We start from the raw sequence: 24,916 nt of genomic DNA on the forward strand, positions 1-24,916 counted from the left end.
GCAGTTTTAATTGCTCATCATCAATTGGTTAAAGCTGTGAGCATTTGCACTTTGCAAGTGCTCACATGCAAATTTTCTATTTACACTATTGGGTTGAATGGTAAAGCACTGTGCTACGACAGAAGAACACTAAAGTACGTCAAAACATATCTTTCATGCTATCTACATTGACAGTATCTATATTGTCTGCCCAAGATAGTTATGCTACAAATGTTCCAAATGCAGGTACTACAATTCAAAACATTGCGTATGCAAACTTTTTAGATACAAAAAATAATCAACAACAATTGGCTTCAAATACTGTGCAAGTAAATGTTGAAGCACTTTATGCTATCGCTTTCTCTGCATCACCAGTACTAGAGGTAGAGCCAAGTGTGCGAGTCATATGGGCAAATACCTTATCAAATAATAGTAATGCACCAGTGAATGTTCAACTAGATGCATTAGCCACAAGTACATTAAATAATGTAAAGATTTACATAGATACAAATAAAGATGGTCAGTTTGATGACAATGACCAAGAAGTAACAACGTCTGTCCCTTTAGCTGTTGGGCAGAGTGTTAATGTATGGGTTGTTGCGACAACCAATGCAGACTTGAGCGAAGGTCAGCAATTAAATCTACCTATTAAAGCGACAGTCATAGAAGACCCACAAGTGATGGCGACGACTACAGATCGTGCAGTCAGTTATGGTGCCAATTTAGTTGCAAACTTAGAAGTACAACAAAAAACATTTGAGCCGACTACAGCGACAAATTACGATTTAAATTACACGCTAAATATTAGTAACCAAGGTAAACAAACAGCTCGACCTATAGATGTCATGGTTGATGGTCAAGTACAAAAACTGGTTCTGTTAGTGGATGATTTGCCACCAAATACAACATTTAAGTCAGCTCTGGCAAAAAATACACAGGCTAAAATTTTATATAAGCTGACCAATAATACATATACCACGATCATACCAAGTGACTTGACGCAGATTAGTCAATTAGTGGTTGGGTTTCCACAGATTGCTGCAAATGCTTCTGAGCAAGTTGATCTTGCTGTGACGATGAATAGCAATATTGCCAAAACTACCGTAAAAAATACCTATAAAGTATCTTATGCAGTTTCAAATACCCAAAAAGATATTTCATCAAATATTGCCTCTACGGTTGTTGCAGGTACGACAGGTATTACTAACAACACAAGCAACTTTAAAAGTATTTTAGCAACAGGCAGTGTGAGTAGTCCGCTGAATATAGAGGCGACAAACTCGAGCTGTAATATTAATCGTGATGCAATTGATCACGTAAAAATTCAAATTAAGTCTACGAAAACAGGCGATATAGAAACGGTTTTGGGTGTTGAAACTGGTGTAAATACAGGTGTTTTTCACTATACATTGCCAACAACACTTTCAGAAACTGCTGTTCCATATGATACAGTCTTGCAAACTGTAAAGCGTGATCAAGTGAATATTCGCTTAACAGATTGTTCTGACTCACAAGGTCAATCGACTGAAGCAGTAACAGATGTTAGTGCTGATGTAATGATAGACCCATATGGTATTGTTTTTGATGCAAAAACTGGTTTACCTGTGTCTGGTGCCACAGTTACATTGCTAGATCAAGCGGGTCAACCGATTACCGATAATGTCGCTTTTAAAATAGATGCTCAAACGGGTGAAACGATTTCCATTCCTGCTAAGCAAGTAACAAATAGTGCAGGTGAGTTTGTTTACCCATTAGTCAAGGCAGGTACTTATAGTATTGCTGTTGATACAACAACAATTCCTGGTAATACCAAGTACACTTTCGTGAGTGATAAAAGTGTTTATCCAAGCTTTTCAGCAGATAAGGTTGTTGATTTAAAGTGGTCTTATGCAGGGCAATTCACGTTAAATAATGGTGATCCTGCATTAAATATTGATATACCTATTGACCCTGCAGCGACAACGACAAATTCATCTTTATTTGTAAAAAAAGTAGCATCAAGTAAAACTGCTGAAATTGGTGAGTTTGAAGAATATACCGTTACTGTAGCAAATCGTGGTACAGCGGACTCAACGAATGTTGCGATGACAGATACATTGCCAAGAGGCTTTGTCTATATGCAAGGTTCTATGCGTGTAGATGGTACAAAAGTCGCTGACCCGATTGGCGGTAAAGGGCCTTACTTGAAGTTAGGGCTTGGTACGCTTACACCAAGTAAAGAGGTAAAAGTACAGTATCGTGTCTATATTGGGCCAAATGCACTCAATGGCGATGGTATTAACCGAGTACGGGTAAAAGATGCAACAGGCACAGAATCGAATGAAGCCTTCGCTGCTGTAGAGGTGACCCCCGGTGCATTAATTTCTGATGGGTTTATTGTGGGTAAAGTATTTACCGACTGTAACCAAAATGGTATGCAAGACTCTGGTGAACTTGGTGTACCCGGCGTACGACTTTACCTTGAAGATGGTAGCTATGTTATTACAGACAGTGAAGGGAAGTACGACTTTTATGGAGTTAGTGCTAAAACTCACGTTTTAAAAGTTGATAGCACAAGTTTACCGATTGCATCTCAATTAAACTTAATTAGTAATCGTCAAGCGGGTGATCCCAATAGTCGTTTTGTTGACTTGAAACGTGGCGAATTACATCGGGCTGACTTTGCAATCAGCGATAACGCTTTACAGTGTGGTCAACCGTTAATACAACGTGTGCTAGATCGAAAAAAGAAGATTGAACAAGATAATACTAATTTAGAGCAGGTATTGCGTTCTGACTTAACGGCAGACCCAATTTTCTCTAAAGTGACTGACGTACGAAGTCAGCCAGCGAGTGGTTGTATTTCTGCACAAGGTTTTCCTGCAAACTGTAATCTTGATTTTTCTAAAGAACAACTGAAAGAGTTAAAACAAGTACAGTTTGAACCTGAAAAAAATCAACCTCAGCCAAATGACTCAGATTCAAGTCGTGCTATAAAAATGGTGAGTTTGGAAACTGCTTTAGAAAATGCACCAAATAATCAATTAGAAATTTTAAACTTAAAAGATGGGCAAGTCCTATCTTATCCTCAAACAGCTGTTCAGTTAAAAGGTACTGCAGGTACTCAGCTAGAGTTATGGGTAAATGGCAAGCAAGTTTCAGAAAAGCGTATTGGTAAGCGAGCAGTACTACCCAGCTTACAGGTCTCAGGATTAGACTTTATTGGTATAGATTTGCAAGTTGGGCGTAACACCATTGAAGCACGTCAAGTTGATATGATGGGTAATGTTCGTGATAAAAAACAGATTGAAGTGGTTGCACCGGGTCAACTAGATAAACTGAAACTTGAGCCCAGCAAGGTTGCTGTACAAGCCAATGGTTATGACCGTTATCATGTTGTGTTAAAAATTGTAGATAGTCACGGTACTTTAGTTTCGAGCCGTACACCAGTTACCTTAGATACCTCTATTGGTAAAATAGATTTAGTCGACTTAGACCCGAAACAAGCAGGTACGCAAGTCTTTGTTGAAGGTGGCACACTTGTTGTACCAATTATCGCACCGATTGAAGCGGGCGAAGGTGTACTGTCGGTTGAAAGCGGTATTTTTCATGCCAACATGCCAGTGCGTTTTTTACCTGATTTACGCCCACTTATTGCAGTTGGTATGCTTGAAGGTTCTATTAACTTTAAGAAATTTGACCCTACACAATTGGGAAGTACTCACTCAAATGATGGTTTTGAAGAAGAGCTAAACGAAATTTCATCTTCCCATAATGGTAAACGTAGCGTGAATGGTCGTGCGGCACTATTTTTAAAAGGACAAGTGAAAGGCGAATATTTACTGACTTTAGCGTATGATTCTGATAAAGATAAAAACCAGCGCTTATTTCGTGACATTCGCCCAGATGAATACTACCCAGTATATGGCGATTCAGCGACAAAAGGTTTTGATGCACAATCAACAAGTAAGCTCTATGTTCGCGTAGATAAAGGCCGTTCATATGCAATGTATGGTGACTATGTCACCCGTACTGAAAATGATGAAGGTCTATCTTTAGGGCAATACAACCGTTCATTGACGGGTCTTCGTAGTGGTGTGGAAACAGATAAATACAAAGTCACTGCATTTGCGGCCAATACCAATACCCAACAAATCGTGAATGAACAGAGAGCAATGGGAATCTCAGGTCCTTATAGTTTAGGTGGAATTAATGCCCAAGATATCCAAGACAATAGTGAAAAAGTTGAAGTGATTACACGAGACCGCAATAATCCGGGACTCATTATTGCACGCAGTACACTCACTCGTTTTACAGATTATGAAGTAGATTCTTTTAGTAACAGTATTTATTTAAAAGACCCTGTTTCAAGTGTTGATGCAGATTTAAACCCGATCTATTTACGTATTACCGTAGAGTCAGATCAGGGCGGTGAAAAGTATGTAGTCGGTGGTGTCTCTGGTTCAATGAAAGTCACTAAGCAAGTCAAAGTTGGTGGTTCTTATGTCAAAAGTGATAATCCGCTAACACAAGACCAACTTGCCAGTGTAAATACAGTGGTTAAATTTGCCAATGATAAGGGCAAATTGATCACCGAATTTGCACGTTCAGAAAATATTTACAGTGATTTGACCAGTACAACAGATATGAAGGCTCAACCTGATGCTTCGGGTAAGTTATCTGGCAATGCAGCGCGTGTTGAGTTGAATTATGCATATAAGGACTTAGATACAAAAGTCTATCGTAACCAAGCAGATAGTGGCTTTTACAATACAGCTGCACCCATTACAGCGGGTCGTAAAGAAAGCGGTGTCAAAACACGTGTGCAATTGAACAATATTGGTTTAGCTAAGTTGGAAGCGATTCGTACTGAAGATCAGACCAATGGCATTAACCAAGGTGTTTCAGCAAGTATAGAGCGTGCAATTAATCGAATGATTGCCATAGAGTTAGGTCTAAAATACTATGATAAATCAATCATTCAATCTACTTCGAATACCTCTATCACACCTTATCATGGCACAACGGTACGAACTAAGTTAACGAGTCAACTACCTTGGCAAGGCTCAAATGTATTTGCTGAATATGAACAGGATATTATAGAGGCCAATCGTCGAGTCTTTGCCTTGGGTGGAAATTATCAAATTAATTCAAAACTCAGAGCATATGGCCGTCATGAAATCCTTTCTAGTCTCGGTAGTACTTATGACTTAAATAGTAGTGACCGTAAAAATGTAACCGTTTTTGGTCTAGATAGTAAATATAACAATAATGGTACAGCATTCAGTGAGTATCGCGTACGTGATGGCGTGAGTGCACGTGAAGCTGAGGCAGCGATGGGTTTACGTAATCGCTGGGAAATCGAAAAGGGCTTTTATGCCAATACAAGTTTTGAAAAAACGAAAGCTTTAGTCAGCACTACAAGTAATAGTTCGGAAAGTACAGCGGCTTCATTAGGTCTGGAGTATTTAAAAAATCCAAACTGGAAAGCCGTTGGACGTGTTGAAGGGCGTTTAACAGATCAGGCCAATACATTTTTAAATACTTTAGGGATTGCATATAAGTACTCTGAAGATGTGACATTATTAGCAAAAAATATTGTGAGTCAAAGCAATAGTAAGAGCAAAAGCAGTGGCGATCGCTTAATCGATCGTTTTCAGTTGGGCTTAGCGTATCGAGATAATGAACGTAACCGTTTCGATGCTTTGTCAAAAGTAGAGTATCGTTATGATCATAATCAAACTGATTTAACGAATCCTTACTTAAAGCAAGTTTATATTTTCTCTCATCATGTAAATTATCACCCAGTGAAAGATTGGACGGTTTCTGGTCAATATGCAGTAAAAAGTGTGAATACAACTTTCTCTAATGTAGAGTCTAGCGGTATAACACACATGCTGAGCGCACGTACAATGTATGACATTAATGACCGATGGGATGCGGGTGTGCATGCGGGTGCTTTATGGTCAAATGTCACATCAGGGCAACGCATTTTATTAGGTGCAGAAGTGGGATATTTAGTTGCGGCCAATTTATGGGTTTCTGGGGGATATAATTTCTCTGGTTACAAAGATGATGACCTTGTGGAAAGTGATACGACACTCCAAGGCGCTTACTTACGCTTTAGATTCAAGTTTGATGAAAACTTGTTTAAAAGTGGAAAAAATAGTTATTAATCATTGCGAAAATAGTCATAAATGATTCACTGTCTGAATTGATTTTGAAGGGAATGGAGAGTTTAAGCCCTTCAAAATCAAATCTAGTTTGTTAAAGCCTGAGTGGTTTGGGTATATGTAAATATACGATAACTTGGCATTTAAGCTTTGGTTTTATCTTAATATGACCTACGTTTAACATGAATCATTTGTTGATTTTTGATATAAGCCTGCTCTAAGCATGCCTGCCTTTAATTGCTTTTTTTGTACCCAAGTACTTGGAAGCTGTAACGTATTTAACTCACGATCTGCTTCGACATAAATTAAAGCGTTTTCTGATAAAATGGTATCTACTTGTTCAGCTAAGATTTGCCATAAATTGAGGCTATAAGGTGGGTCAAGAAAAACAACATCAAATGGGCCAGCTGTTTTATTTAATGCAACCTGTGCTGTTTGTATATGTAGTGTGCATTGGGTTTTTGCATCAAGTAATGTGATATTTTGCTGTAAAAATTTTGCTTGAGTCGTATTTGGCTCAATCATAGATACATGCTTTGCTCCACGTGACAATGCCTCAAATGCCAATGCTCCAGAACCTGTGCAGACATCAAGCACGTTGGCATTTTGAATATCCCACATGAGCCAATTAAATAGGGTTTCTCTGACACGGTCAGGGGTTGGTCGTAAACCATCGACACTGGCAAAACCCAGCTGTCTACGTTTCCATTGGCCACCAATAATACGTAATTGATTTTTCATATAAATTAGTCGCTTATATCGCTATCATCATCTGGGATTGACGCAACAGGTGGGCGCACTTGAGGTGTGCTTTGCGTTGCTGTACGTTGCTGACGCCGTGCAGTTGGGCTATTCGGTAAAATTGCATTTGGGTCCGCTTCTAACATACGCCCACCACTTGGTAGCTGACTTGGTCGGATACCTGCGGTCATGAGGCCACCATTAACCTGTTGTGGTGTAGGTTGGATAGGGTTATTTTTACGCTGAATCATCCAATAGTCAAAAATGGGTTTCGCAATATGTGCTGCTGCACCACCGTGACGACCATTTTCCCAAACCACCGCAATTGCAATTTCTGGGTCATCTGCAGGGGCAAAGCCGACAAATAAACCATGGTCATACTGTCTATGGGTGAGTAAGGCTTCGTTATACTTTTTACCCTGAGCAATACTTTTAACCTGAGCCGTACCGGTTTTACCTGCAATTTGATACACATTACTGCGAATACTACGTCCAGTACCCTGATTGATCACATCAATCATGGCATTACGCATTTTAACCCAGTCTTCTGGTGTACCATTAAATTTGACTTCACCATCAGGTGCATTCACCACTGTATGTGGTTTTGCACCTTTTACATCGTATAAAACATGAGGGGTAATGTGTTTGCCTTGATTAGATACAATCGCTGTTGCCATTGCGAGCTGTATTGGTGTGGCAGTAAATGCACCTTGCCCAATACTTACAGAAATGGTTTCACCTTTGAGCCATTTTGACTTATATGTTTTGAGTTTCCATGCAGGGTTTGGATAGATACCAGCACTTTCGCTCGGTAAATCAAGACCAGTTTTAGCACCAAAACCAAATTGACGCATCCATTCATTCATGCGGTCAATGCCCATTTGATTCGATAAAACGTAAAAATAGGTATCGCAAGACTCTTGAATGGCTTTGCTCATATTAACAACGCCATGGCCTGTTTTTTTCCAGTCTCGAAACTTATGTGAATCGCCAGGAAGTTGGAAGTAACCAGGGTCATGAATTGCTGTTCCCCAGTCGACGACACCAAAATGAATACCCCCTAAACCTTCCATGGGCTTAATGGTTGAGCCCGGTGGATATGTGCCTTGCACAGCACGGTTATAAAGCGGTTGGTCAAGGTTATCTCGTAAAGATGAATAATCTGGGCCACTAATACCTGTAACGAATAAGTTAGGATTAAAACTTGGACTTGAAACGAGTGCTAAAATTTCCCCTGTTTTGGGGTTAATAGCCACTACAGCACCACGCTTACCTGCAAGTTGCTCAGATGCAACGACCTGTAGGCCATAATCAATAGATAAATAGAGGTCATCACCCTGAGCCGGCTGTTTTCGGCCTAAGTGGCGTAAAATATTACCATGGGCATCGGCTTCAACGGACTCATTGCCGGGTGTACCATGCAGGAGAGATTCATATTGACGTTCTACACCACTTTTACCAATCAGGTTTGTTCCTGAGTAGAGGTCTTTATCTATATTTTTGAGTTCTTTGTCATTAATTCGACCGACATAACCAATCACATGTGCAAAGAGTTCACCATATGGATAGTAGCGTGTCATTTGGGTTTCAATTTGAACACCCGGGAATAAATATTTTGCCTCGCTAAAACGAGCAATCTCACTTTCATTGAGGTTGAGCTTTAGTGCAACACGTTCAGTTTTTTTAGCGGTTTTAATACGTGCTGTAAATTTATCAATATCATCTTGGCTTAAGTTTAATACGGGAGTAAGACGGCTGACTGTATCATCAATATTATCAACATCTGCTTTACTTAGTGTTGCAGTAAATACAGGGTAATTGTCTGCTAATAAAATACCATTACGGTCATAAATGTAGCCACGGGTCGGGGCAATGGGTTGCAGTCGAATACGGTTGTTGTCTGACGCGGTAACAAAGTCTTTATGATGAATAATTTGTAAGTAAATATAACGAGAAATTAAAATAGAAAAGCAAAATACCACAATCCCTACAGCAATAAATACACGGTTCCGATAAATCTTTTTTTCTTGTTGCACATTTTTGAGCGGAAAGTGTTGCTTCATATAGATTACATTATACAGAGGTTAGATTTGCAAGGGCTCACATTCTACCCTAACATATGCCGAAATTATGCGGGTATTTTCTTAAATTATGTAACTATTTTACCTGCAAACACGATGGGCTACTAAAAAAGACTAGGTGTTTGATGTCTATTTTGTTACATTCAGAAAAAATCACTGAAGCACATCGCGTTTATGCTGATGATGCATCATAAACTGCACAGCTTTTCTCTATTAAAAGCTGATATCCTATAAAGATTCTAGATTTGGTGAACTTACTTTCATCATGCATAGTCAGGCACGTTTGAGAGCAGATACATGTTGGATTATATCAGTCATCTTTGGCATTTATTTTGGCTCAGACCAGATCATTGGGCTGTGTTAAGTATTATTCCTGTGACTGCTTTTGTAACATGGGCTCATGTGTGGATGGCACTGCGGATGGTGTTTTATCCGATTCAATTTTGGGGCGTGCATATTGGCCCTATTCCGCTGGGTTGGCAGGGCATTGTGCCTCGTAAAGCGGGCCGTATTTCAGGCATTATTACAGACAATACACTGAAAAAAATTGGTTCATTGGCTGAGTTTTTAGATGCCATGGATCCTAATGAAATGGCCGATATTATTGGTCAGCAGATTAATGCTGAACTTGAGCATTTGATTGATGAAGTCATGTGTGAGCGTAATGCGGTACTCTGGGAAAATTTACCTTTTGCTATCAAACGCCGTATTTATGAGCATGCACATAAACAGCTGCCACAGTTACTACATGATTTGGTGATTGATTTAACTGACCATGTTGAAGATTTAGTCGACATGCGAGAAATGGTTGTTCACCAAATGGAGAATGACCGTAAATTAATGGTCAAAATGTTTTTAAAAGTCGGACAAAAAGAAATCGACTTTATTTGGCATATTAGTGCTTTAATAGGGTGTTTCTTTGGTCTTATCCAAATGCTCGTTTGGTTTATTGTGCCATGGCATTGGACCGTGCCTTTTTGGGCAGCCATTTGGGGGCTACTGACCAATTGGATTGCCGTGTGGATGGTTTTTAATCCATTATATCCGCATCTTGTAAAATATCCTCAGTGTTTTAAACGCACTAAACATCATGGTTTTCCTTGGATTATACCAATTGTGCCACGTATAGGGCGGTATAATATTCAAGGGGCGTTTATGAAGCGTCAGGTCGAAGTCTCTGATGTGTTTGCTAGGGTGGTAACGGAAGAACTCATTACTTTAAAAACCATCATGACTGAGATGATGTATGGCGGGCAGAAAGAAAAAACGCGTCAAATTGTGAAAAAACACATTAATCATATTACAGATACACCTTTAGTTCGCACCACTTTACAGCTGTCTTTAGGGCCAAAAGAGTATGCAAAATTAAAAACGGACTTGATTGACCGTTCAATAGAAATTACGATGGTGCCTGTGAGTGACCCTGCATTTAATGCCAGTCGAGCACAAAAAATATTTACAATGTTTAGAGATCGGATTCGTGATCTTACACCACACGAGTTTCAAAACTTGTTACGTCCTGCATTTCAAGAGGATGAGTGGATTTTAATTGTACTGGGTGGAGTCACAGGCTTCATTGCAGGTACAATACATTTGTTTGTTGCTTTTTTATAATTGTATGTTGTTCTGCTTTCATTTTATTTAGGTAGAATGTATTGGTAAAATTTATTGTTAAATGAGGATTTATAATGCGCATTATCTTACTCGGACCACCTGGAGCAGGTAAAGGTACACAAGCTCAGCTGATCTGTAAGCGCTATGATATCCCACAAATTTCAACCGGTGATATGCTCCGTGCTGCAATTCGTGAAGGGACTGAACTTGGTCTACAAGCAAAAAGTGTGATGGACGCAGGTGGCCTTGTATCTGATGAGTTGATTTTAGGCTTGGTAAAAGAGCGTATTTCACAACCTGATTGTGTAAATGGCTGTATTTTTGATGGTTTTCCTCGTACTATTCCACAAGCTGAAGCTTTGGAAAAAGAAGGGATTGCAATTGATCATGTGATTGAAATTGCTGTGCCTGATGAAGAAATCGTGCAACGTTTATCGGGTCGTCGTCAACATGCGGCATCGGGTCGTGTATACCATGTAGTGTATAACCCACCAAAAGTTGAAGGTAAAGATGATGTAACGGGTGAAGATTTAATTCAACGTCCAGATGACCAAGAAGAAACCATTCGTAAGCGTTTGACAGCGTACCATGCTGAAACGGCTCAGTTGGTTGGTTTTTATCAGTCACGTGCAAATACTGACAACAGTGCCTCTTATGACAAGTTAGATGGCTTACGTCCGATTGATGATGTTCAAGCAGATTTGTTTGCAATTTTAGACAAATAATTGAATGATATAAAAGAGCCATTGAGGCTCTTTTATATTTACATGAGTACATGTTATGAAAGTCTTACTGATTATATTTGTTGTTGTGAGCTTAGTTGGCTTGATGGTTTTAGCATGGCAAAGTCGTAAAATGCTTAAACAAGTTGTAGAAGAAAATAATCAGCGTCCAAAGCAAGTCAGAGCAAGACAATTACACCCTAAATTGCAACAGCAACAAAAAAATAAGAAATAGTTTAACTGGCTTTTTGAGCACCAAATTCAAAACGGTCTGGCCAACGGCAGACATCTGACACCACACACTCAGCACATTTAGGTTTTCTGGCAATACAGCAGTAACGACCATGTAAAATGAGCCAGTGGTGTGCATCGAGTATAAATTCTTTTGGAATGACTTTAATTAAACGGTGTTCCACTTCAAGCACATTTTTACCAATGGCTAAACCTGTACGGTTACCTACTCGGAAGATGTGTGTATCTACAGCCATGGCAGGCTGACCAAATGCTGTATTGAGTACGACATTGGCTGTTTTGCGTCCAACACCCGGTAAGGCCTCAAGTGCAGGGCGTGTATCGGGCACTTGGCTTTGGTGTTGCTCTATTAAGATTTTACAGGTTTTAATGACGTTTTCGGCTTTTGAGTTATATAAGCCAATGGTTTTAATATAGTCTTTTAAACCCTCTACACCGAGTGCATAAATAGCTTCAGGAGTATTGGCTACAGGGTAAAGCTTGTCTGTGGCTTTATTTACACTAACATCAGTTGCTTGTGCTGAAAGCATGACTGCAATTAAAAGTTCAAAATTAGATTGATAATTTAATTCAGTTTTCGGTGATGGTCGTTGTTCTTTGAGACGTTCAAAAAACACCTGAATTTGCTTTTTGGTCATGTTTTTACTGCTCATGACATCGCCTCTGTTGCTGTAATTTGTTGAAGGAGTTGCGCTAACTGCTCACGTTTTTTAGCATCTTCTCGTACACTAAGTTGCTTTTCTAGTTTTTTAATTTGTGTACGTAGGCGAGCCATTTGAATAGTCGTTTGTGGGTCAATCTCAGTTTTTTCTTCAATCGGTTTTTGTATTTCTATGCTAGGCACAGATTGAATGTGCTGCGAAAACTCGGCAAATAAACCTGTATTAATTTCAGCTTTTACAATTGGGCCACGCCGTGCAAAACGCTGTTTTTCTTCTCGTTGAATGTGAGCATAGTATCTGTGACGTAGGTCATCTTGCTCAAGCTGTTGTTGCTCAGTATTGAGTATTTGTGTGTCTGCAATCAGGTCAATACAGTCGACAGGGCAGGGGGCAATACATAGCTCACAGCCGGTGCATAAATCACTTAAAACGGTATGCATTTGTTTTCCACTGCCAATAATTGCATCGACAGGGCAAGCACTAATGCATTTGGTACAGCCAATACATTCATCTTCACGAATGACAGCTTTCATGCGTTGTGGCCGACCATTTTGTTGTATAGGCCATTCACTTTTTAGGGCAGTTAGTGCAGGGCGACCAAGCAGTGTGCTGAGTGCATCGGCAACAGGCTGACCACCAGGAATACACTTGTTGGCATCTTCACCTTGGCTGATGGCTTGAGCATAGGGTAAACAGCCATCTCTATGACCACATAAACCGCATTGGGTTTGTGGTAGCTTGGCATCAATTTGCTGAATGAGGGAGAAGTCTAAACTCATGTGGCTGGTCAATGTACTTTAAACGAAGGGATTGTGCATAAAACTGCGAAAAACAGCAAGTCATCATAACATAGCTGGGCCTTAAAATGAAAAACCGATGCATGGGGCATCGGTTTTACGCTGTGAAGGTAAAATTATTTTTCTACAAAGGCTCGTTCAATGACGTAGTCGCCCATTTCACCCATACGTGGTGACTCTTTTAAACCATGTTGATCAAGTAGTGCAGCGACATCTTTTAAAAATGATGGGCTACCACATAACATGGCACGGTCAGTTTCACGGTTAAAACGTGGTAAACCAATTTTTTCAAAGATTTCACCACTTTCAATGGCCGTAGTTACACGACCTTGCGTGTGAAACTCTTCACGGGTAACTGTTGGGTAGTAAACAAGTTTATCTTTAATGCCAAGTTCTTCAAAAAACTCATGGTTCGGTAGTTCGTTTAAAATGAGGTCTTGGTAAGCAAGCTCACTCACAAAGCGTGTACCATGTACAACAATGACTTTTTCAAAGCGTTCGTAAGTTTCTGGGTCACGGATAATAGATAAGAACGGTGCAAGCCCTGTACCTGATGACAATAAGTATAGGTTTTTACCTGGCAGTAAGTCATCATGTACCAATGTACCTGTTGGTTTTTTTGAAATTAAGATTTCATCGCCTACTTTTACTTTTTGTAAAATAGAGGTTAAAGGGCCGTCTTGTACTTTAATTGAAAAGAATTCAAGTTCTTCTTCGTAGTTGGCACTGGCAATAGAGTAAGCACGCATCAGTGGTTTGCCATTCACTTCTAAGCCAATCATCACAAACTGACCATTTTTATAACGTAAAGCTTGGTCACGTGTTGTTTTGAAGCTAAATAAAGTGTCATTCCAATGGTGAACGTCTGTAATGCGTTCAACGTTAAAAGCAGCCATGCAAAAGTCCAATTACAAATAATAAATATTACCTGCTATTTTAATCTAAATTCAATGCCTATAAACTGAATATATTTAATGGTCTTTATAAGAAAAAGTGATGAACGAATCGGTACACTTCCCAATCATAGCCACCATACATTCACCGTTTAAAGAAAAATTTGGTATACCTAGACAGCCAAATTTGGTTGATGTGCCTTGTTATATTGAATTGCTTGCACCTTATAACGATAAGTCTGCTTTTGAAGGCATTGAAGCATTTAGTCATTTATGGCTATTGTGGGTATTTCATGACAATAAAAAACAGCAAAGTTTTAAACCCCAAGTACGCCCACCAAGACTTGGTGGTAATCAAAAAATAGGTGTGTTCGCTACACGTAGTATGTATAGACCTGCAAATATTGGCTTGTCTGTTGTAAAACTGGTGAGTGTAGAGCAACATAACAATGGCATACGTTTGTGTGTGCAGGGGAGTGATTTATTAGATGGTACACCCATTTTAGACATTAAACCCTATATTTCGTATTCAGATGCCATTATTGATGCAAAGTCTGGCTATGCTGTTGAAGCACCCTTATTAAAACAGGTCTTTTGGCACACAGAGGCACTCAACCAACGCACAGCACTATTGCAACAGCATCATACCTCAGAACAAGAATTAAAATATTTAGAACAAGTTTTGGCTTTAGACCCTAAACCTGCGTATCAGCAAGATATAGAGCGTGTGTATGGGCTTAGGTTTTCTAACTTAGAGGTGAAGTTTAAAGTGAAATTGCAGGATGTCTTTATTGTTAATTTACAATATGTTGGTTTGGGGTGAAACAAGTTTTATCTAACTGACTTTGTGACTGAAATGATGTAGTATTGATTTAAAACTATTCAGAGTGTTTTGCAAATGACAGGCTCTAAATCACACACACAATATTCTTTTTTAATTGATTTACAGTGGTCCTTGCAGGCACTTGTGACAGATGGTCTAATGAATGAGCGAGATAAAATATTGGTGCAAACCACGCCACGCAATAAAAATAATATTACCATGCATCCACTGCAATGGATTGCAACCTTCGATTTAAAAAACCAGAAAAATAAAGATCAAACCTTAAGTTTAACCACACTTATGCGTTGGTTGGCAGATAAAAGTGGCTTAGAGCTATTTACAGTTGATCCATTAAATGCAGATGTAGCAAATTTAACGCAAGTGATGTCACAAGAGTTTGCTTTTAAAAATAATATTTTGGCAGTTTCAATCAATCCAGAGCAAGTGACTATTGCCACAGATCAACCTTTTTTTAATGACTGGCAACGGAGTCTTGAGCAAAGTATTAAGCCAAGAACGATTAAGCAGGTGTTAATCAACCCCGAGCATTTAAAACGTTATTTGGCTGAGTATTATCAAGTCAGCCGTGCAGTTTATTTATCAGAGAAGAAGCAACAACGTTTTGATACTCACAGTGTAGAAGCACTGCTTGAAATTGGTCAGTCAAACCAACCAGATGCCAATGACCAACATATTGTGAAGTTGGTCGATTGGGTATTGGAATTTGCCTTTGAGCAAGGGGCAAGTGATATTCACTTAGAGCCTCGTAAAGAAAAAAGTAATATCCGTTTTCGTATAGATGGTATTTTGCATACCATCTACCAAATGCCAACCAATACCATGACAGCAGTCATTGCCCGAATCAAAATTTTGGGTCGTATGAATGTGGCAGAAAAGCGTAAACCACAAGATGGACGCTTAAAAACCAGAACCATTAAAGGCTTAGAAACTGAACTTCGACTGGCAACATTGCCGACTGCTTTTGGTGAAAAAATGGTCATGCGTATTTTTGATCCTGAAGTGCTAGTACGTGGTTTTGAACAGTTGGGTTTTGATCGCCATTTGCATCAACAATGGCAAGATATGACCAAAAATACCCATGGTATTATTTTGGTCACAGGGCCGACAGGGTCGGGTAAAACCACCACACTCTATTCATCATTGAAGCACTTAGCTACAGATGAAGTGAATGTATGTACCATTGAAGACCCTATTGAAATGCTTGAAGAAAGTTTCAATCAAATGCAGGTTAACGCTATGATTGATCTAGGTTTTGTTGATGGTATACGTGCACTTATGCGACAAGATCCAGATGTGATTATGGTGGGGGAAATACGTGACCAAGACACTGCGGATATGGCGATACAAGCAGCACTCACAGGGCATCTGGTCTTATCTACCTTGCATACCAATGATGCACCATCAAGTTTAATGCGATTACATGACTTGGGTGTACAACCTTTTTTAACTGCATCAACGTTATTAGGTGTGCTTGCACAGCGTTTATTACGTACATTGTGCCCTAAATGCAAAAAACAAAATGCGGTAGATGCTCAAGCATGGCAAAAACTGACAGCAGGTTATACTGTGACTGTACCAAATTTGGCTTATAGTGCTGTCGGTTGTGAAGACTGCCGTTATACAGGTTATAAAGGGCGTGTTGGTATTTATGAGTTTATGCCAGTGTCTTTGGCCATTAAGCAAATGATTAGTGAAGATGAGCCATTGTCTCGCATTCGTCATCAAGCAAAATTAGATGGTGTAGAGCCTTTAAGAATTGCGGGTGCTCGAAAAATTATGCAAGGTGTGACTTCAATAGATGAAGTATTGCGTGTTGTGCCTTTGACTTGATTATTTTGTGACATAAGTAGTCTTTTTAAAAAAAAAGTAAACATATTTGGTGTATTACACTTGTAAATATAAACCATACAATTATAATACATTTGTTTTTTAAGTATAAAAAGATGAACTAATATGACATTAATAAAGTACGTACAACGTACTGGACTGTTTAGTATTTTGTTATGTGTAATACCTTTTGCTGATGCAAGCACGTTTAAAACATATACAGAGGAAAGTAATCAGTTTCGTGGGGTAATGAATCTAGATAGTGCAAATACGTTGCCAACTAAACTAAAAGATAAGGAAACAGGAAAAGATGCAGTTTTATATATTCTAGAGAAAGCACGTATTTATCAGGTTGACCAAAAATATCAAGAAAGTATAGACGCTTATAAAAAAGCATTTGAGCTGTTAGATAAACAGAATAATCGTGCAGTGGTTAGTGTTAGCCGAGTGGGTTTTAAAGCTTTGTCAATGTTAAGTAACGACTCAGTTGTACCCTATTTAGTTGCACCTTATGAGCAAGTACTTGCCCATATTTCCCAAGCAAAAAACTATATTTTCCTTAATGATTTACAGTCTGCTGGTGTTGAAATGCGTATTGCACAGCAACTACAGCGTGAAATAGAAATTAATCATGAAAAAGAGTTAGCAAAAAAAGTAGAGAAAGCAAAAGCAAAAAATCCTCAGAAACAAGTAGCAGATGAGGAAGACTTTGAAAATGCAGAAGCACCGACTCAGTTAAATGATGCTTTATCAGGTCTGGATCAGATTGCAGGTAAAATTAAAAATACATATCAAAATAGCTATGCATTTTATATGGCTGCAAATGTTTGGGAAGCTATGGGTGAGTATAACGATGCTTTAGTCGATTATAAGAAGGCTTATGAGTTACAACCTGATCAACAAATTAGTCAAGATGTTAAACGTGTAGACAATGTTGGTCTTCAGCAAAATACAGCAACAACTCCTGTGGTGATTTTTATTGAACAAGGTCTCGTACCACAAAAAATAGAGCAAAAAATTACTGTACCTGTACCAAACGGATTAAGCAGTATTTCTTTTGCAATGTATGACCCATTAACGTATCAAATACCCAAACCAATACAAGTATCTATAGATGGCCGTGTCTTACAGCACAGTTATGTTATGAGTGATATTGGTGCTTTAGCCGTAAAACAATTGAAAGAGCAAACGCTTTCTACAGTCTCCACACAAGTGGCACGTATTGTTGCAAAGTATGCTGTACAACAGCAATTGGGGCAGCAACTGGGAACGTTAGGGCAGCTTGCGGGTAATTTAATGAATATTGCAACAGAGCATGCTGATTTACGTTCATGGTCAACCTTGCCAAGTAATACACAAGTTGCTCGATTAAATTTAAAGCCTGGTACTTATCAATTGAAGTTGAGTCAAACAACAGGGTTAGAGAGTGACATCTTACCGATTACTGTACCAGCAGGTGTGACACAGCCTATTTTTGTATATGCATATGATATTAATAATAAAATATCTTTAACGAGTAATTCTGTTGCAGGTGCAACAGTAAAATAAATAGAGTTTAATATGAAATTTTATCAAGCGTTTATAACAACAAGCACATTATCAATGCTTGTTGCATGTACTGCACCTAATGCACTTATGACACATACAGATAGTCATGGTGCAACATCGGTAACTACGCGTACAAATAACCCCGTGTTGCTGACAGAAATAGGGGTTGACCGTGTAAATATGGTTGAGGTCGGATCACTTAAAAAAGTAGCTATTGCAATTAAAAATCAGCGTTTTAATAATAAACACTTTTTTTACAAAATTATCTGGGTAGATGCTCAAGGTATTGAGGTAAACCCAGAGGGCGTTATTTGGAAGCCTATTGAATTGACAGGGCGTGAAATTAAAAGTGTTCAGTCATTGGCTCCAAATCCATCAGCTGTAGATACAGTTGTTTATTTAAAGAAATAATTGAGAGAAAAAATGAAATTAAAATTAGTAACAGGGCTTGTTTTAGGAACAGCTTTATTAGGTGGTTGTGCAACAACAGGTAATGTAAGCTATGGTGATGCACAGTCTGTAGAAACATTAACAAAAGACTTTGGCTCTACTGATTTACAGATGATCGCTAATAAAATGGTGGATGATTTGTTGAGCTTTCCACCTGTTATTCAGATGACACAAACTCGCCGTCCAGTTATGTTTGTTGATCGTATTAAAAACAAAACACAAGAACATATTGATACAGAGTCTGTGACGGATACCATTCAAAACAAATTGATTAATTCAGGCAAATTCCGTTTTGTTGATATGACTTCAGTTGGTGCTGTGGCTCAGCAGATCGCTTACCAAAAGCAAAGTGGTATGGTGAATCAAGCAACATCTGTACGTACTGGTGCACAAGTAGGTGCTGAGTACATGCTAAATGGTAATTTATCAAGCATTGTAAAAAATGCAGGTGGTAAGAGTGATGTGTACTACAAATTTACGTTGAAGTTGACTAACTTACAATCAGGTATTGTTGAGTGGACAAGCGAGAAAGAAATTCGTAAGGCTTCTAAGCGTTCAACCTTTGGTCTATAACTTTTATTTGTAAAGATGGCGATAAATTTTGCGTCATCTTTACGCTATTTAATTTTTTATTATGAAAAAATATATTTACGCATTTTTAGTGCTTTTAGGGTTCATTTCTTTGCCTGCTTTTGCTGCCTTAAAAGAAGTGGTAAAAGATACTGTGGGTACAGGGACAACACAACAACAGGCGATTGCACAGGCATTACTCACCGCTGTTCAGTCTGTGAATGGTACATCTGTCTCATCACGTGTTGATTATCAATCTACAGTTAAAATGAGTGTGAGTAATAGTGAGTGGAACTATAAAAGCCAAGTTTCGCCTGTATTTAGTGTAGATACAACAGGATCTGGTTCAGTAAATCGCTATCAAGTACTGAGTTTAACTGGTTCGCCGAATAATTATCATGCCAAAGTACGTGTGTATGTCAATAAATTTCAGTCAAATGTACAAGATCAACATCTGAGTCGCATTGCAATTTTACCATTTCGTGTGACGCGTGGAGCTTCTTATGATGATGAGTTTAGTAGTGAGTTGGCTGACTTAATTGGTACGCATATTACACAATCTGGTAAGTTGAGTGTATTAGATCGCCAGTATTTAAGTGAAATGCAACAAGAAACGGACTTTTTAAATTGGGATGGTGCACCACAGGAGTTGGCTCGTTTGGGGCAAAAAGTGGGGGTGGACTATCTGGTAGTAGGTAAAATTACTCAAATTGGTAAAGCATCACAGTCTATGTATGGTCTAAATGACAATGCGGAACAAGTTCGCTTAACTTGGCGTGTGATCGAAGCAAATACAAGTAAAGTTGCCGCTGCAGGAACACTGAATAAAACATTCTCTGGCTTTACTGCACAAAATTTAGTGTCTGGACAAGAAAATACGACCGCAGACCGTGTAGCTCAGGAACTTTATCAAGATATTTTGATTGGTTTAAAGCTACAAACAGGTAAAACAAACTCAGGTTCAGTAGATACATCCCCTGATTTTGAAATGACACCTGGTTCTAGTGATAAACCTTTACAATGGTAATGATAAAGACATAAAAAAGACCGATTCAATAATCGGTCTTTTTTATTGGCTTCATATTATTAAAAATAATGCATAAGAAATTTCCAGCTTTCAATCATTGGATTGATAATAGATATAATAAGTAAGCTTGCCATAATCAGATTAAATAGCTTTAAATGTTTAGGTCTATGAATTATTTTTTGCAGGTGACTTCCGATATATGCCCATACAGATGTACTTGGTATGTTAATAATACAGTAAATGAAACCTAAAAATAGTATAGACATAATACTAGAGTTTGCTGATGTGTATGTGGATATTGCTCCAATTGCCATGATCCATGCTTTGGGATTAATCCATTGAAAGACAGCTGCTTGCATAAATGTAAATGGTGAGTATACGGTGCTAGAAGAAATATTTAGATGACTCGATTTTATGAGTTGGTAAGATAAGTAAAGCAAATAAACAATGCCAATGATTTTAATACATTCGTAGAATAAAACTGAAAAATGAAATAAATGAGAAATAAAAAAGCCGATAAAAACAAACATGGCAAAAAAACCAATCCCAATGCCTAAAATATGAGGAATGGTTCTTTTAAAGCCAAAATTAAAACCCGATGAAATCAGCATAATATTATTTGGCCCCGGTGTGATCGAGGTGACGAAACAATAAAGTGCAAATGAAAAGAATAATAGAATGCTCATGAGTGACATCTTCCATAGTGATTTATAGTGCGTATCTTTAAGGGAAAGACTGATGTTAAAAGTACGTGTTCGACCCAATTTTTCTTATGAAACCTTGTGCAAAGGTCATTTTTTTACGACTTGTCTCTTTCAACAGGTATAGGGCATCTAGATCAAAAGTAGAGACCTTTGATCATCAATGTATGTTTAGGTAAATTTATTTAAGATCAGAGTATTCAGATTTTGGCTTTAAAATAAAATAGGCAACTAAACCAAAAACAACGCCCCAAAAAGCAGATCCAAGACCAAGTAAAGACACTCCAGAGACTGTTGTAATAAAAGTAATTAAGCTGGCTTCTTTATTTGCTGTATCTGCAACTAAACCTTGTAGACCATTTAACATTGCCCCGATTAAGGCTAGCCCTGCTAAGGTGGTGATGAATTCATATGGAAGAGAGATGAACAGTAAAGTAATGAATGAACTTAATAGACCAAAAATAATATAGAACACACCACTCAATATGCCTGCAATATATCGTTTCTCTTTGTTGTGATGACATTCGTTGCCTGTGCAAATGGCTGCTGTGATAGCAGCTAAGTTAACGCCGTGTCCACCAAATATAGATATGACCCCTGAAATGATTGCAGATAAGGTAATAATAGGACTAGATTTTACAGCGTAGCCAGAAGACCGTAAAACAGCCATGCCTGGCATAAATTGCCCTGTTAAGCTCACCAATAGTAGCGGTATGCCTAAACTGATGACTGAGTGAGGGTTGAGTACAGGAGAAATAAAAATAGGTTGGGTAAATGTAAAGTGCAGATTTGAAAAATAAGTGAGTCCTGAAGAAACTGAATAGATAAAACCTGCAATAAGCACCATTGCCAGAGCATAACGACTGATGAGTTTTTTAGAAAATAAATACACCAGTAGCATGATTGCAACCAATAAAAAGTTACTTTGCATTGCTTTAAAGGTATTTATACCAAAGTTAAATAAAATACCTACCAGTAGTGCTGAGCATATCCCTTTGGGAATCATATTAATAAATTTATCAAATATGCCCGATAAACCAATCACGAAAGTGACTATAGCGACAATCATGTATACGGCAACCGCTTCATGAATGTTCACTGTTGTAAATGCTGTGACCAGTAACGCTGCACCTGGTGTTGACCATGCTGTAATAATTGGGGTTTTATATTTGTAACTTAAGACAACGCCTAAAATACCGCTACCTATTGAAATCGCCCAAACCCAAGACGATACGATGTCCGTAGATAAATGAGCAGTTTTGGCGGCTTGAAAGACAATCACCAGTGGCCCTGCGTAAGAAATCAGAACAGCAAAAAATCCTGCAATCAGCGCAGAAAAGGAAAAGTCTTTTTTGAGTTGAGTGATACCATGCATTTAGTTTTATATTCCATAGGTCATTAAATCATTGTGTGATGTCACTTTTATAAGTATGAACATCATATACTTGTATTTATGACAAAATACCTATGGTTAAAGTAGTTACAGATACATACAATCTGATATAACTGTTATGGTATGAATATAAAAACTGTTATGGATAAAAGACCAACAAAAATAGATGGTGTGATTCATTTTATATCTGAAAAAATAAATACATACGAAATTTTACCAGGAGGGAAGTTGCCTTCCTTAAGGGTATTGTCAAAACAGTTGGGTGTCTCTATCTCTACAGTACTTGAAGCATATGAAAGAATGCTTGCAGAACATAAAATAGAAGTGAGGCATGGCTCTGGTTATTTTGTTAAAAATACGCCTTATATTGCCATTAAAAATACAACAACATTTCAAAATATAGAAAGTGATCCGTTCTGGGTTGCTCATCAGTCATTAATGGCCACAGAAGCTTCTTTGAAGCCATGTTGCGGTTGGTTACCAACAGATTGGCTACCAGAAGCACATATTAAAAAATCGCTTAGAGAGTTGCTTACAGGGCCCTCTGAAGTTTTGCTGAGTTATAGCTCTGTATTAGGCTACACACCATTAAGAGAAATGATTGCAAAAAGAATAAGTGATTTGGGTGCGTTGATGCACCATGACCAAGTATTACTCACAGACAGTGCAACCCAAGCATTAGATATGATTTGTCGTGCATGGCTCAAAGAGGGTGATACCGTTATTGTTGATGATCCGTGTTATTTTAATTTTTTTAGTGTGATTAATTTACTTGGGATTAATGTGATTAGTGTGCCATTTACACCTCATGGCCCAGATGTCAGTCAATTTTTATTGGCAATGAAGCATTCTCCTAAGCTTTATATTACCAACTCAGGTATACATAACCCAACAGGGACATCTATTGGTATTGGTACTGCACATAAAATACTAAAAATTGCTGAAGAGCATAATGTGCTTATTGTTGAGGATGATGTATACAGTGATTTTGAAAGAGTACCTACTCCAAGGTATGCATTGCTATCTGACTTTGAGCAAGTGATTCAAATTAGCAGTTTTTCTAAGTCATTATCTGCATCATTTCGTTGTGGGTATATTGTGGCAAAGCCTGAATATATAGAAATATTGGCAAAGATTAAAATTGCAAGTAATTTTAATAGCAGTCAACTCAATGCAGTGTTGGTTCATAATACATTGAAAGATGCTCAATATCGCCGTTATTTAGAATATATGCAACATCGGCTGAATGATGCAAGACACTATACCGTACATCAATTAAAAGGTTTAGGAATCGAGCCTTGGGTCATTCCGAAGTCGGGTATGTTTTTGTGGTGTGAGCTTCCTGTCGGTATTTCTGCAAATGCATTGGCAAAGAGTTGTCGTGAAGATCATTTAATTTTAGTTGCAGGTACAGTCTTTAGTCAGGCCAAAAGTGCCGATCAATTTATACGCTTTAATGTCTCTCATTGTTTAGATCAGCGTATTTTTGATCTGTTAAAAAAACATATGATGCGACTAAAAGGGCGTTTGGTTTAAATTAAAAAAAAGCAGCTTCTTGGCTTTGAAACTGCTTTTGTCCACGTTTATTTTTAGCAAAGTGAATGTTGCTTCTGCTCGGTGCTTATTTCGTTAAAATGAGGCGGTTATTACGAGTAAGGCGTAAACGATATTCTTCACCAGCATGCATAATGCGAATTTCACGACCAAGGGCAAAAAGGTTGTTTGAATGTAGCATTGGTAAAGTTTGTGTGTTTTCAGTATTGGTGCTGCGTGTAAATAAGTTAAAAGGTGCGTTCATTGGGTTGCTTCTCCGTGGCGTTTGCTAACGATATAAATGATAATCATTATCGAATAATGCTGTCAATGAAAAAATAGTCTTTTTATGAAAATTTTTGTATGTGTAAAATAAACTAAATGTTATATGAGTGAATAAGTATGTCGAAAACTGAAGTAAATGTTGCAATTGCACTTATTGTTTGTGAGAAGTCTGTTTTAGTGGGGTGGCGTGGTGCTGAGCAACATCAGGGTAATAAAAATGAATTTCCAGGTGGAAAGCTAGAACATGGTGAAACACCTGAAGGTGCTTGTCAGCGAGAGATTTTTGAAGAAGTTGGTATTCAAATTTCAGATTGGCAACAAGTCGATTTTATTCAGCATGAGTATGATGATGTTATTGTGAATTTATATGTTCATCTGTCTGAGGTGGATGCAATGCAATACGCACAGATTAAAGCACCTTGGTTTTGGGTGGAGTGTCATCAAATACAGACCTTAAACTTTCCTAAAGCAAATGATGTCATATTAAAACGTTTGAGTGAGGGAAAATATTTTCAGTAAGCCATAAAAAATCCCCTAAAGTTATTTTAAACTTTAGGGGATTTAGAATCTTGGCTCTCCCACCTGGGCTCGAACCAGGGACCTGCGGATTAACAGTCCGTCGCTCTACCGACTGAGCTATGGGAGAATAAGCTTTGGCTCTCCAACCTGGGCTCGAACCAGGGACCTGCGGATTAACAGTCCGTCGCTCTACCGACTGAGCTATTGGAGAATCTGTGTCGCATTCTATGGGTGATCGTTTAACTCGTCAAGGAAATATTCTATTTAAATGCATTGATTGTATTTTTTATGAGCAAAATCAATGTGGTGGGTTTTTATTTGAGCAA

20 protein-coding genes and 2 tRNA genes are annotated in these 24,916 nt (G+C 38.3%); 12 read left to right on the forward strand and 10 right to left on the reverse strand.

What is annotated here, in order from left to right:
• Positions 1 to 155 precede the first annotated feature (155 nt).
• Positions 156 to 6,134, forward strand: coding sequence for an SdrD B-like domain-containing protein (locus I2F31_RS03900; RefSeq protein WP_213014808.1), 5,979 nt, complete (start codon positions 156 to 158; stop codon positions 6,132 to 6,134).
• 174 nt (positions 6,135 to 6,308) lie between these two features.
• Here I2F31_RS03900 and rsmD read toward each other — a convergent pair whose 3' ends face one another.
• Together rsmD and mrdA are read right to left on the reverse strand one after the other, a co-directional pair.
• Positions 6,309 to 6,872 (reverse strand): 16S rRNA (guanine(966)-N(2))-methyltransferase RsmD, encoded by a 564-nt coding sequence (gene rsmD / locus I2F31_RS03905; protein WP_195773489.1) that lies wholly within the window; start codon positions 6,870 to 6,872, stop codon positions 6,309 to 6,311.
• Positions 6,873 to 6,877: 5 nt separating this feature from the next.
• A complete protein-coding gene (gene mrdA / locus I2F31_RS03910) occupies positions 6,878 to 8,935 on the reverse strand; it encodes a penicillin-binding protein 2 (protein ID WP_195773490.1) in 2,058 nt (685 codons plus the stop codon).
• A gap of 315 nt (positions 8,936 to 9,250) precedes the next feature.
• Here mrdA and I2F31_RS03915 point away from each other — a divergent pair, with 315 nt between their 5' ends.
• The 3 genes from I2F31_RS03915 to I2F31_RS03925 all read left to right on the forward strand — a co-directional run bounded on the left by I2F31_RS03915 (position 9,251) and on the right by I2F31_RS03925 (position 11,524).
• On the forward strand, positions 9,251 to 10,567 hold the full coding sequence (locus I2F31_RS03915) for a hypothetical protein (RefSeq protein WP_195773491.1): 1,317 nt from the start codon (positions 9,251 to 9,253) through the stop codon (positions 10,565 to 10,567).
• Positions 10,568 to 10,641: 74 nt separating this feature from the next.
• Positions 10,642 to 11,292: an adenylate kinase gene (adk, locus tag I2F31_RS03920; protein ID WP_195768231.1), complete on the forward strand. Its 651-nt coding sequence runs from the start codon at positions 10,642 to 10,644 to the stop codon at positions 11,290 to 11,292.
• A gap of 55 nt (positions 11,293 to 11,347) precedes the next feature.
• Complete coding sequence (locus I2F31_RS03925) at positions 11,348 to 11,524, forward strand: hypothetical protein (RefSeq protein ID WP_195768232.1); 177 nt, start codon at positions 11,348 to 11,350, stop codon at positions 11,522 to 11,524.
• Between the two features lies 1 nt (position 11,525).
• On the opposite strand, the gene nth is transcribed toward I2F31_RS03925, so the two are convergent.
• The 3 genes from nth to I2F31_RS03940 all read right to left on the reverse strand — a co-directional run bounded on the left by nth (position 11,526) and on the right by I2F31_RS03940 (position 13,896).
• On the reverse strand, positions 11,526 to 12,194 hold the full coding sequence (nth, locus tag I2F31_RS03930; RefSeq protein WP_195768233.1) for an endonuclease III: 669 nt from the start codon (positions 12,192 to 12,194) through the stop codon (positions 11,526 to 11,528).
• Positions 12,191 to 12,982: an RnfABCDGE type electron transport complex subunit B gene (locus tag I2F31_RS03935; protein ID WP_195768234.1), complete on the reverse strand. Its 792-nt coding sequence runs from the start codon at positions 12,980 to 12,982 to the stop codon at positions 12,191 to 12,193. Before I2F31_RS03935 ends, nth begins: the two co-directional genes overlap by 4 nt.
• Before the next feature lie 134 nt (positions 12,983 to 13,116).
• On the reverse strand, positions 13,117 to 13,896 hold the full coding sequence (locus I2F31_RS03940; RefSeq protein WP_195768235.1) for a ferredoxin--NADP reductase: 780 nt from the start codon (positions 13,894 to 13,896) through the stop codon (positions 13,117 to 13,119).
• A gap of 100 nt (positions 13,897 to 13,996) precedes the next feature.
• Here I2F31_RS03940 and tsaA point away from each other — a divergent pair, with 100 nt between their 5' ends.
• The 6 genes from tsaA (at position 13,997) to I2F31_RS03970 (ending at position 20,159) form a co-directional block, all read left to right on the forward strand.
• Complete coding sequence (gene tsaA / locus I2F31_RS03945) at positions 13,997 to 14,716, forward strand: tRNA (N6-threonylcarbamoyladenosine(37)-N6)-methyltransferase TrmO (protein WP_195773492.1); 720 nt, start codon at positions 13,997 to 13,999, stop codon at positions 14,714 to 14,716.
• A gap of 75 nt (positions 14,717 to 14,791) precedes the next feature.
• Entirely contained in the window at positions 14,792 to 16,567 is a 1,776-nt protein-coding gene (locus I2F31_RS03950; RefSeq protein ID WP_195768237.1) for a GspE/PulE family protein, read from the forward strand.
• A gap of 123 nt (positions 16,568 to 16,690) precedes the next feature.
• Positions 16,691 to 18,112 carry a hypothetical protein gene (locus I2F31_RS03955; RefSeq protein ID WP_228285068.1) on the forward strand — a complete coding sequence of 474 codons (1,422 nt, stop codon included), beginning with the start codon at positions 16,691 to 16,693 and terminating at the stop codon, positions 18,110 to 18,112.
• 12 nt (positions 18,113 to 18,124) lie between these two features.
• A complete protein-coding gene (locus I2F31_RS03960; RefSeq protein ID WP_195768238.1) occupies positions 18,125 to 18,523 on the forward strand; it encodes a DUF1425 domain-containing protein in 399 nt (132 codons plus the stop codon).
• Positions 18,524 to 18,535: 12 nt separating this feature from the next.
• Positions 18,536 to 19,135, forward strand: a complete 600-nt coding sequence (gene lpoB / locus I2F31_RS03965; RefSeq protein WP_195768239.1) for a penicillin-binding protein activator LpoB — start codon at positions 18,536 to 18,538, stop codon at positions 19,133 to 19,135.
• Positions 19,136 to 19,196: 61 nt separating this feature from the next.
• Complete coding sequence (locus I2F31_RS03970) at positions 19,197 to 20,159, forward strand: CsgG/HfaB family protein (RefSeq protein WP_195768240.1); 963 nt, start codon at positions 19,197 to 19,199, stop codon at positions 20,157 to 20,159.
• 59 nt (positions 20,160 to 20,218) lie between these two features.
• Here I2F31_RS03970 and I2F31_RS03975 read toward each other — a convergent pair whose 3' ends face one another.
• A complete protein-coding gene (locus I2F31_RS03975) occupies positions 20,219 to 20,854 on the reverse strand; it encodes a LysE family translocator (protein WP_323127556.1) in 636 nt (211 codons plus the stop codon).
• A gap of 187 nt (positions 20,855 to 21,041) precedes the next feature.
• Positions 21,042 to 22,235, reverse strand: coding sequence for a benzoate/H(+) symporter BenE family transporter (locus I2F31_RS03980; RefSeq protein WP_213014809.1), 1,194 nt, complete (start codon positions 22,233 to 22,235; stop codon positions 21,042 to 21,044).
• Between the two features lie 141 nt (positions 22,236 to 22,376).
• On the opposite strand from I2F31_RS03980, the gene I2F31_RS03985 reads away from it, so the two are divergent.
• Positions 22,377 to 23,789, forward strand: a complete 1,413-nt coding sequence (locus I2F31_RS03985) for an aminotransferase-like domain-containing protein (RefSeq protein ID WP_195768242.1) — start codon at positions 22,377 to 22,379, stop codon at positions 23,787 to 23,789.
• An 85-nt stretch (positions 23,790 to 23,874) separates the two neighbouring features.
• On the opposite strand, the gene hemP is transcribed toward I2F31_RS03985, so the two are convergent.
• Positions 23,875 to 24,051 carry a hemin uptake protein HemP gene (hemP, locus tag I2F31_RS03990; RefSeq protein ID WP_195768243.1) on the reverse strand — a complete coding sequence of 59 codons (177 nt, stop codon included), beginning with the start codon at positions 24,049 to 24,051 and terminating at the stop codon, positions 23,875 to 23,877.
• A 137-nt stretch (positions 24,052 to 24,188) separates the two neighbouring features.
• On the opposite strand from hemP, the gene I2F31_RS03995 reads away from it, so the two are divergent.
• Complete coding sequence (locus I2F31_RS03995) at positions 24,189 to 24,590, forward strand: NUDIX domain-containing protein (RefSeq protein WP_195768244.1); 402 nt, start codon at positions 24,189 to 24,191, stop codon at positions 24,588 to 24,590.
• Positions 24,591 to 24,641: 51 nt separating this feature from the next.
• Here the strand turns inward: I2F31_RS03995 and I2F31_RS04000 are convergent.
• Positions 24,642 to 24,717: transfer RNA gene (locus I2F31_RS04000), tRNA-Asn, on the reverse strand.
• Positions 24,718 to 24,725: 8 nt separating this feature from the next.
• A tRNA-Asn gene (locus I2F31_RS04005) sits at positions 24,726 to 24,801 on the reverse strand.
• Positions 24,802 to 24,916 lie beyond the last annotated feature (115 nt).

The organism is Acinetobacter rathckeae (genome assembly GCF_015627125.1).
Classification (GTDB): Bacteria; Pseudomonadota; Gammaproteobacteria; order Pseudomonadales; family Moraxellaceae; genus Acinetobacter; species Acinetobacter rathckeae.

Coding starts and splice junctions, on each gene's coding strand:
- I2F31_RS03900 (WP_213014808.1), top strand. CDS start 156: ATGCTATCTACATTGACAGTATCTATATTGTCTGCCCAAGATAGTTAT.
- rsmD (WP_195773489.1), bottom strand. CDS start 6,872: ATGAAAAATCAATTACGTATTATTGGTGGCCAATGGAAACGTAGACAG.
- mrdA (WP_195773490.1), bottom strand. CDS start 8,935: ATGAAGCAACACTTTCCGCTCAAAAATGTGCAACAAGAAAAAAAGATT.
- I2F31_RS03915 (WP_195773491.1), top strand. CDS start 9,251: ATGTTGGATTATATCAGTCATCTTTGGCATTTATTTTGGCTCAGACCA.
- adk (WP_195768231.1), top strand. CDS start 10,642: ATGCGCATTATCTTACTCGGACCACCTGGAGCAGGTAAAGGTACACAA.
- I2F31_RS03925 (WP_195768232.1), top strand. CDS start 11,348: ATGAAAGTCTTACTGATTATATTTGTTGTTGTGAGCTTAGTTGGCTTG.
- nth (WP_195768233.1), bottom strand. CDS start 12,194: ATGAGCAGTAAAAACATGACCAAAAAGCAAATTCAGGTGTTTTTTGAA.
- I2F31_RS03935 (WP_195768234.1), bottom strand. CDS start 12,982: ATGAGTTTAGACTTCTCCCTCATTCAGCAAATTGATGCCAAGCTACCA.
- I2F31_RS03940 (WP_195768235.1), bottom strand. CDS start 13,896: ATGGCTGCTTTTAACGTTGAACGCATTACAGACGTTCACCATTGGAAT.
- tsaA (WP_195773492.1), top strand. CDS start 13,997: ATGAACGAATCGGTACACTTCCCAATCATAGCCACCATACATTCACCG.
- I2F31_RS03950 (WP_195768237.1), top strand. CDS start 14,792: ATGACAGGCTCTAAATCACACACACAATATTCTTTTTTAATTGATTTA.
- I2F31_RS03955 (WP_228285068.1), top strand. CDS start 16,691: ATGACATTAATAAAGTACGTACAACGTACTGGACTGTTTAGTATTTTG.
- I2F31_RS03960 (WP_195768238.1), top strand. CDS start 18,125: ATGAAATTTTATCAAGCGTTTATAACAACAAGCACATTATCAATGCTT.
- lpoB (WP_195768239.1), top strand. CDS start 18,536: ATGAAATTAAAATTAGTAACAGGGCTTGTTTTAGGAACAGCTTTATTA.
- I2F31_RS03970 (WP_195768240.1), top strand. CDS start 19,197: ATGAAAAAATATATTTACGCATTTTTAGTGCTTTTAGGGTTCATTTCT.
- I2F31_RS03975 (WP_323127556.1), bottom strand. CDS start 20,854: ATGTCACTCATGAGCATTCTATTATTCTTTTCATTTGCACTTTATTGT.
- I2F31_RS03980 (WP_213014809.1), bottom strand. CDS start 22,235: ATGCATGGTATCACTCAACTCAAAAAAGACTTTTCCTTTTCTGCGCTG.
- I2F31_RS03985 (WP_195768242.1), top strand. CDS start 22,377: ATGAATATAAAAACTGTTATGGATAAAAGACCAACAAAAATAGATGGT.
- hemP (WP_195768243.1), bottom strand. CDS start 24,051: ATGAACGCACCTTTTAACTTATTTACACGCAGCACCAATACTGAAAAC.
- I2F31_RS03995 (WP_195768244.1), top strand. CDS start 24,189: ATGTCGAAAACTGAAGTAAATGTTGCAATTGCACTTATTGTTTGTGAG.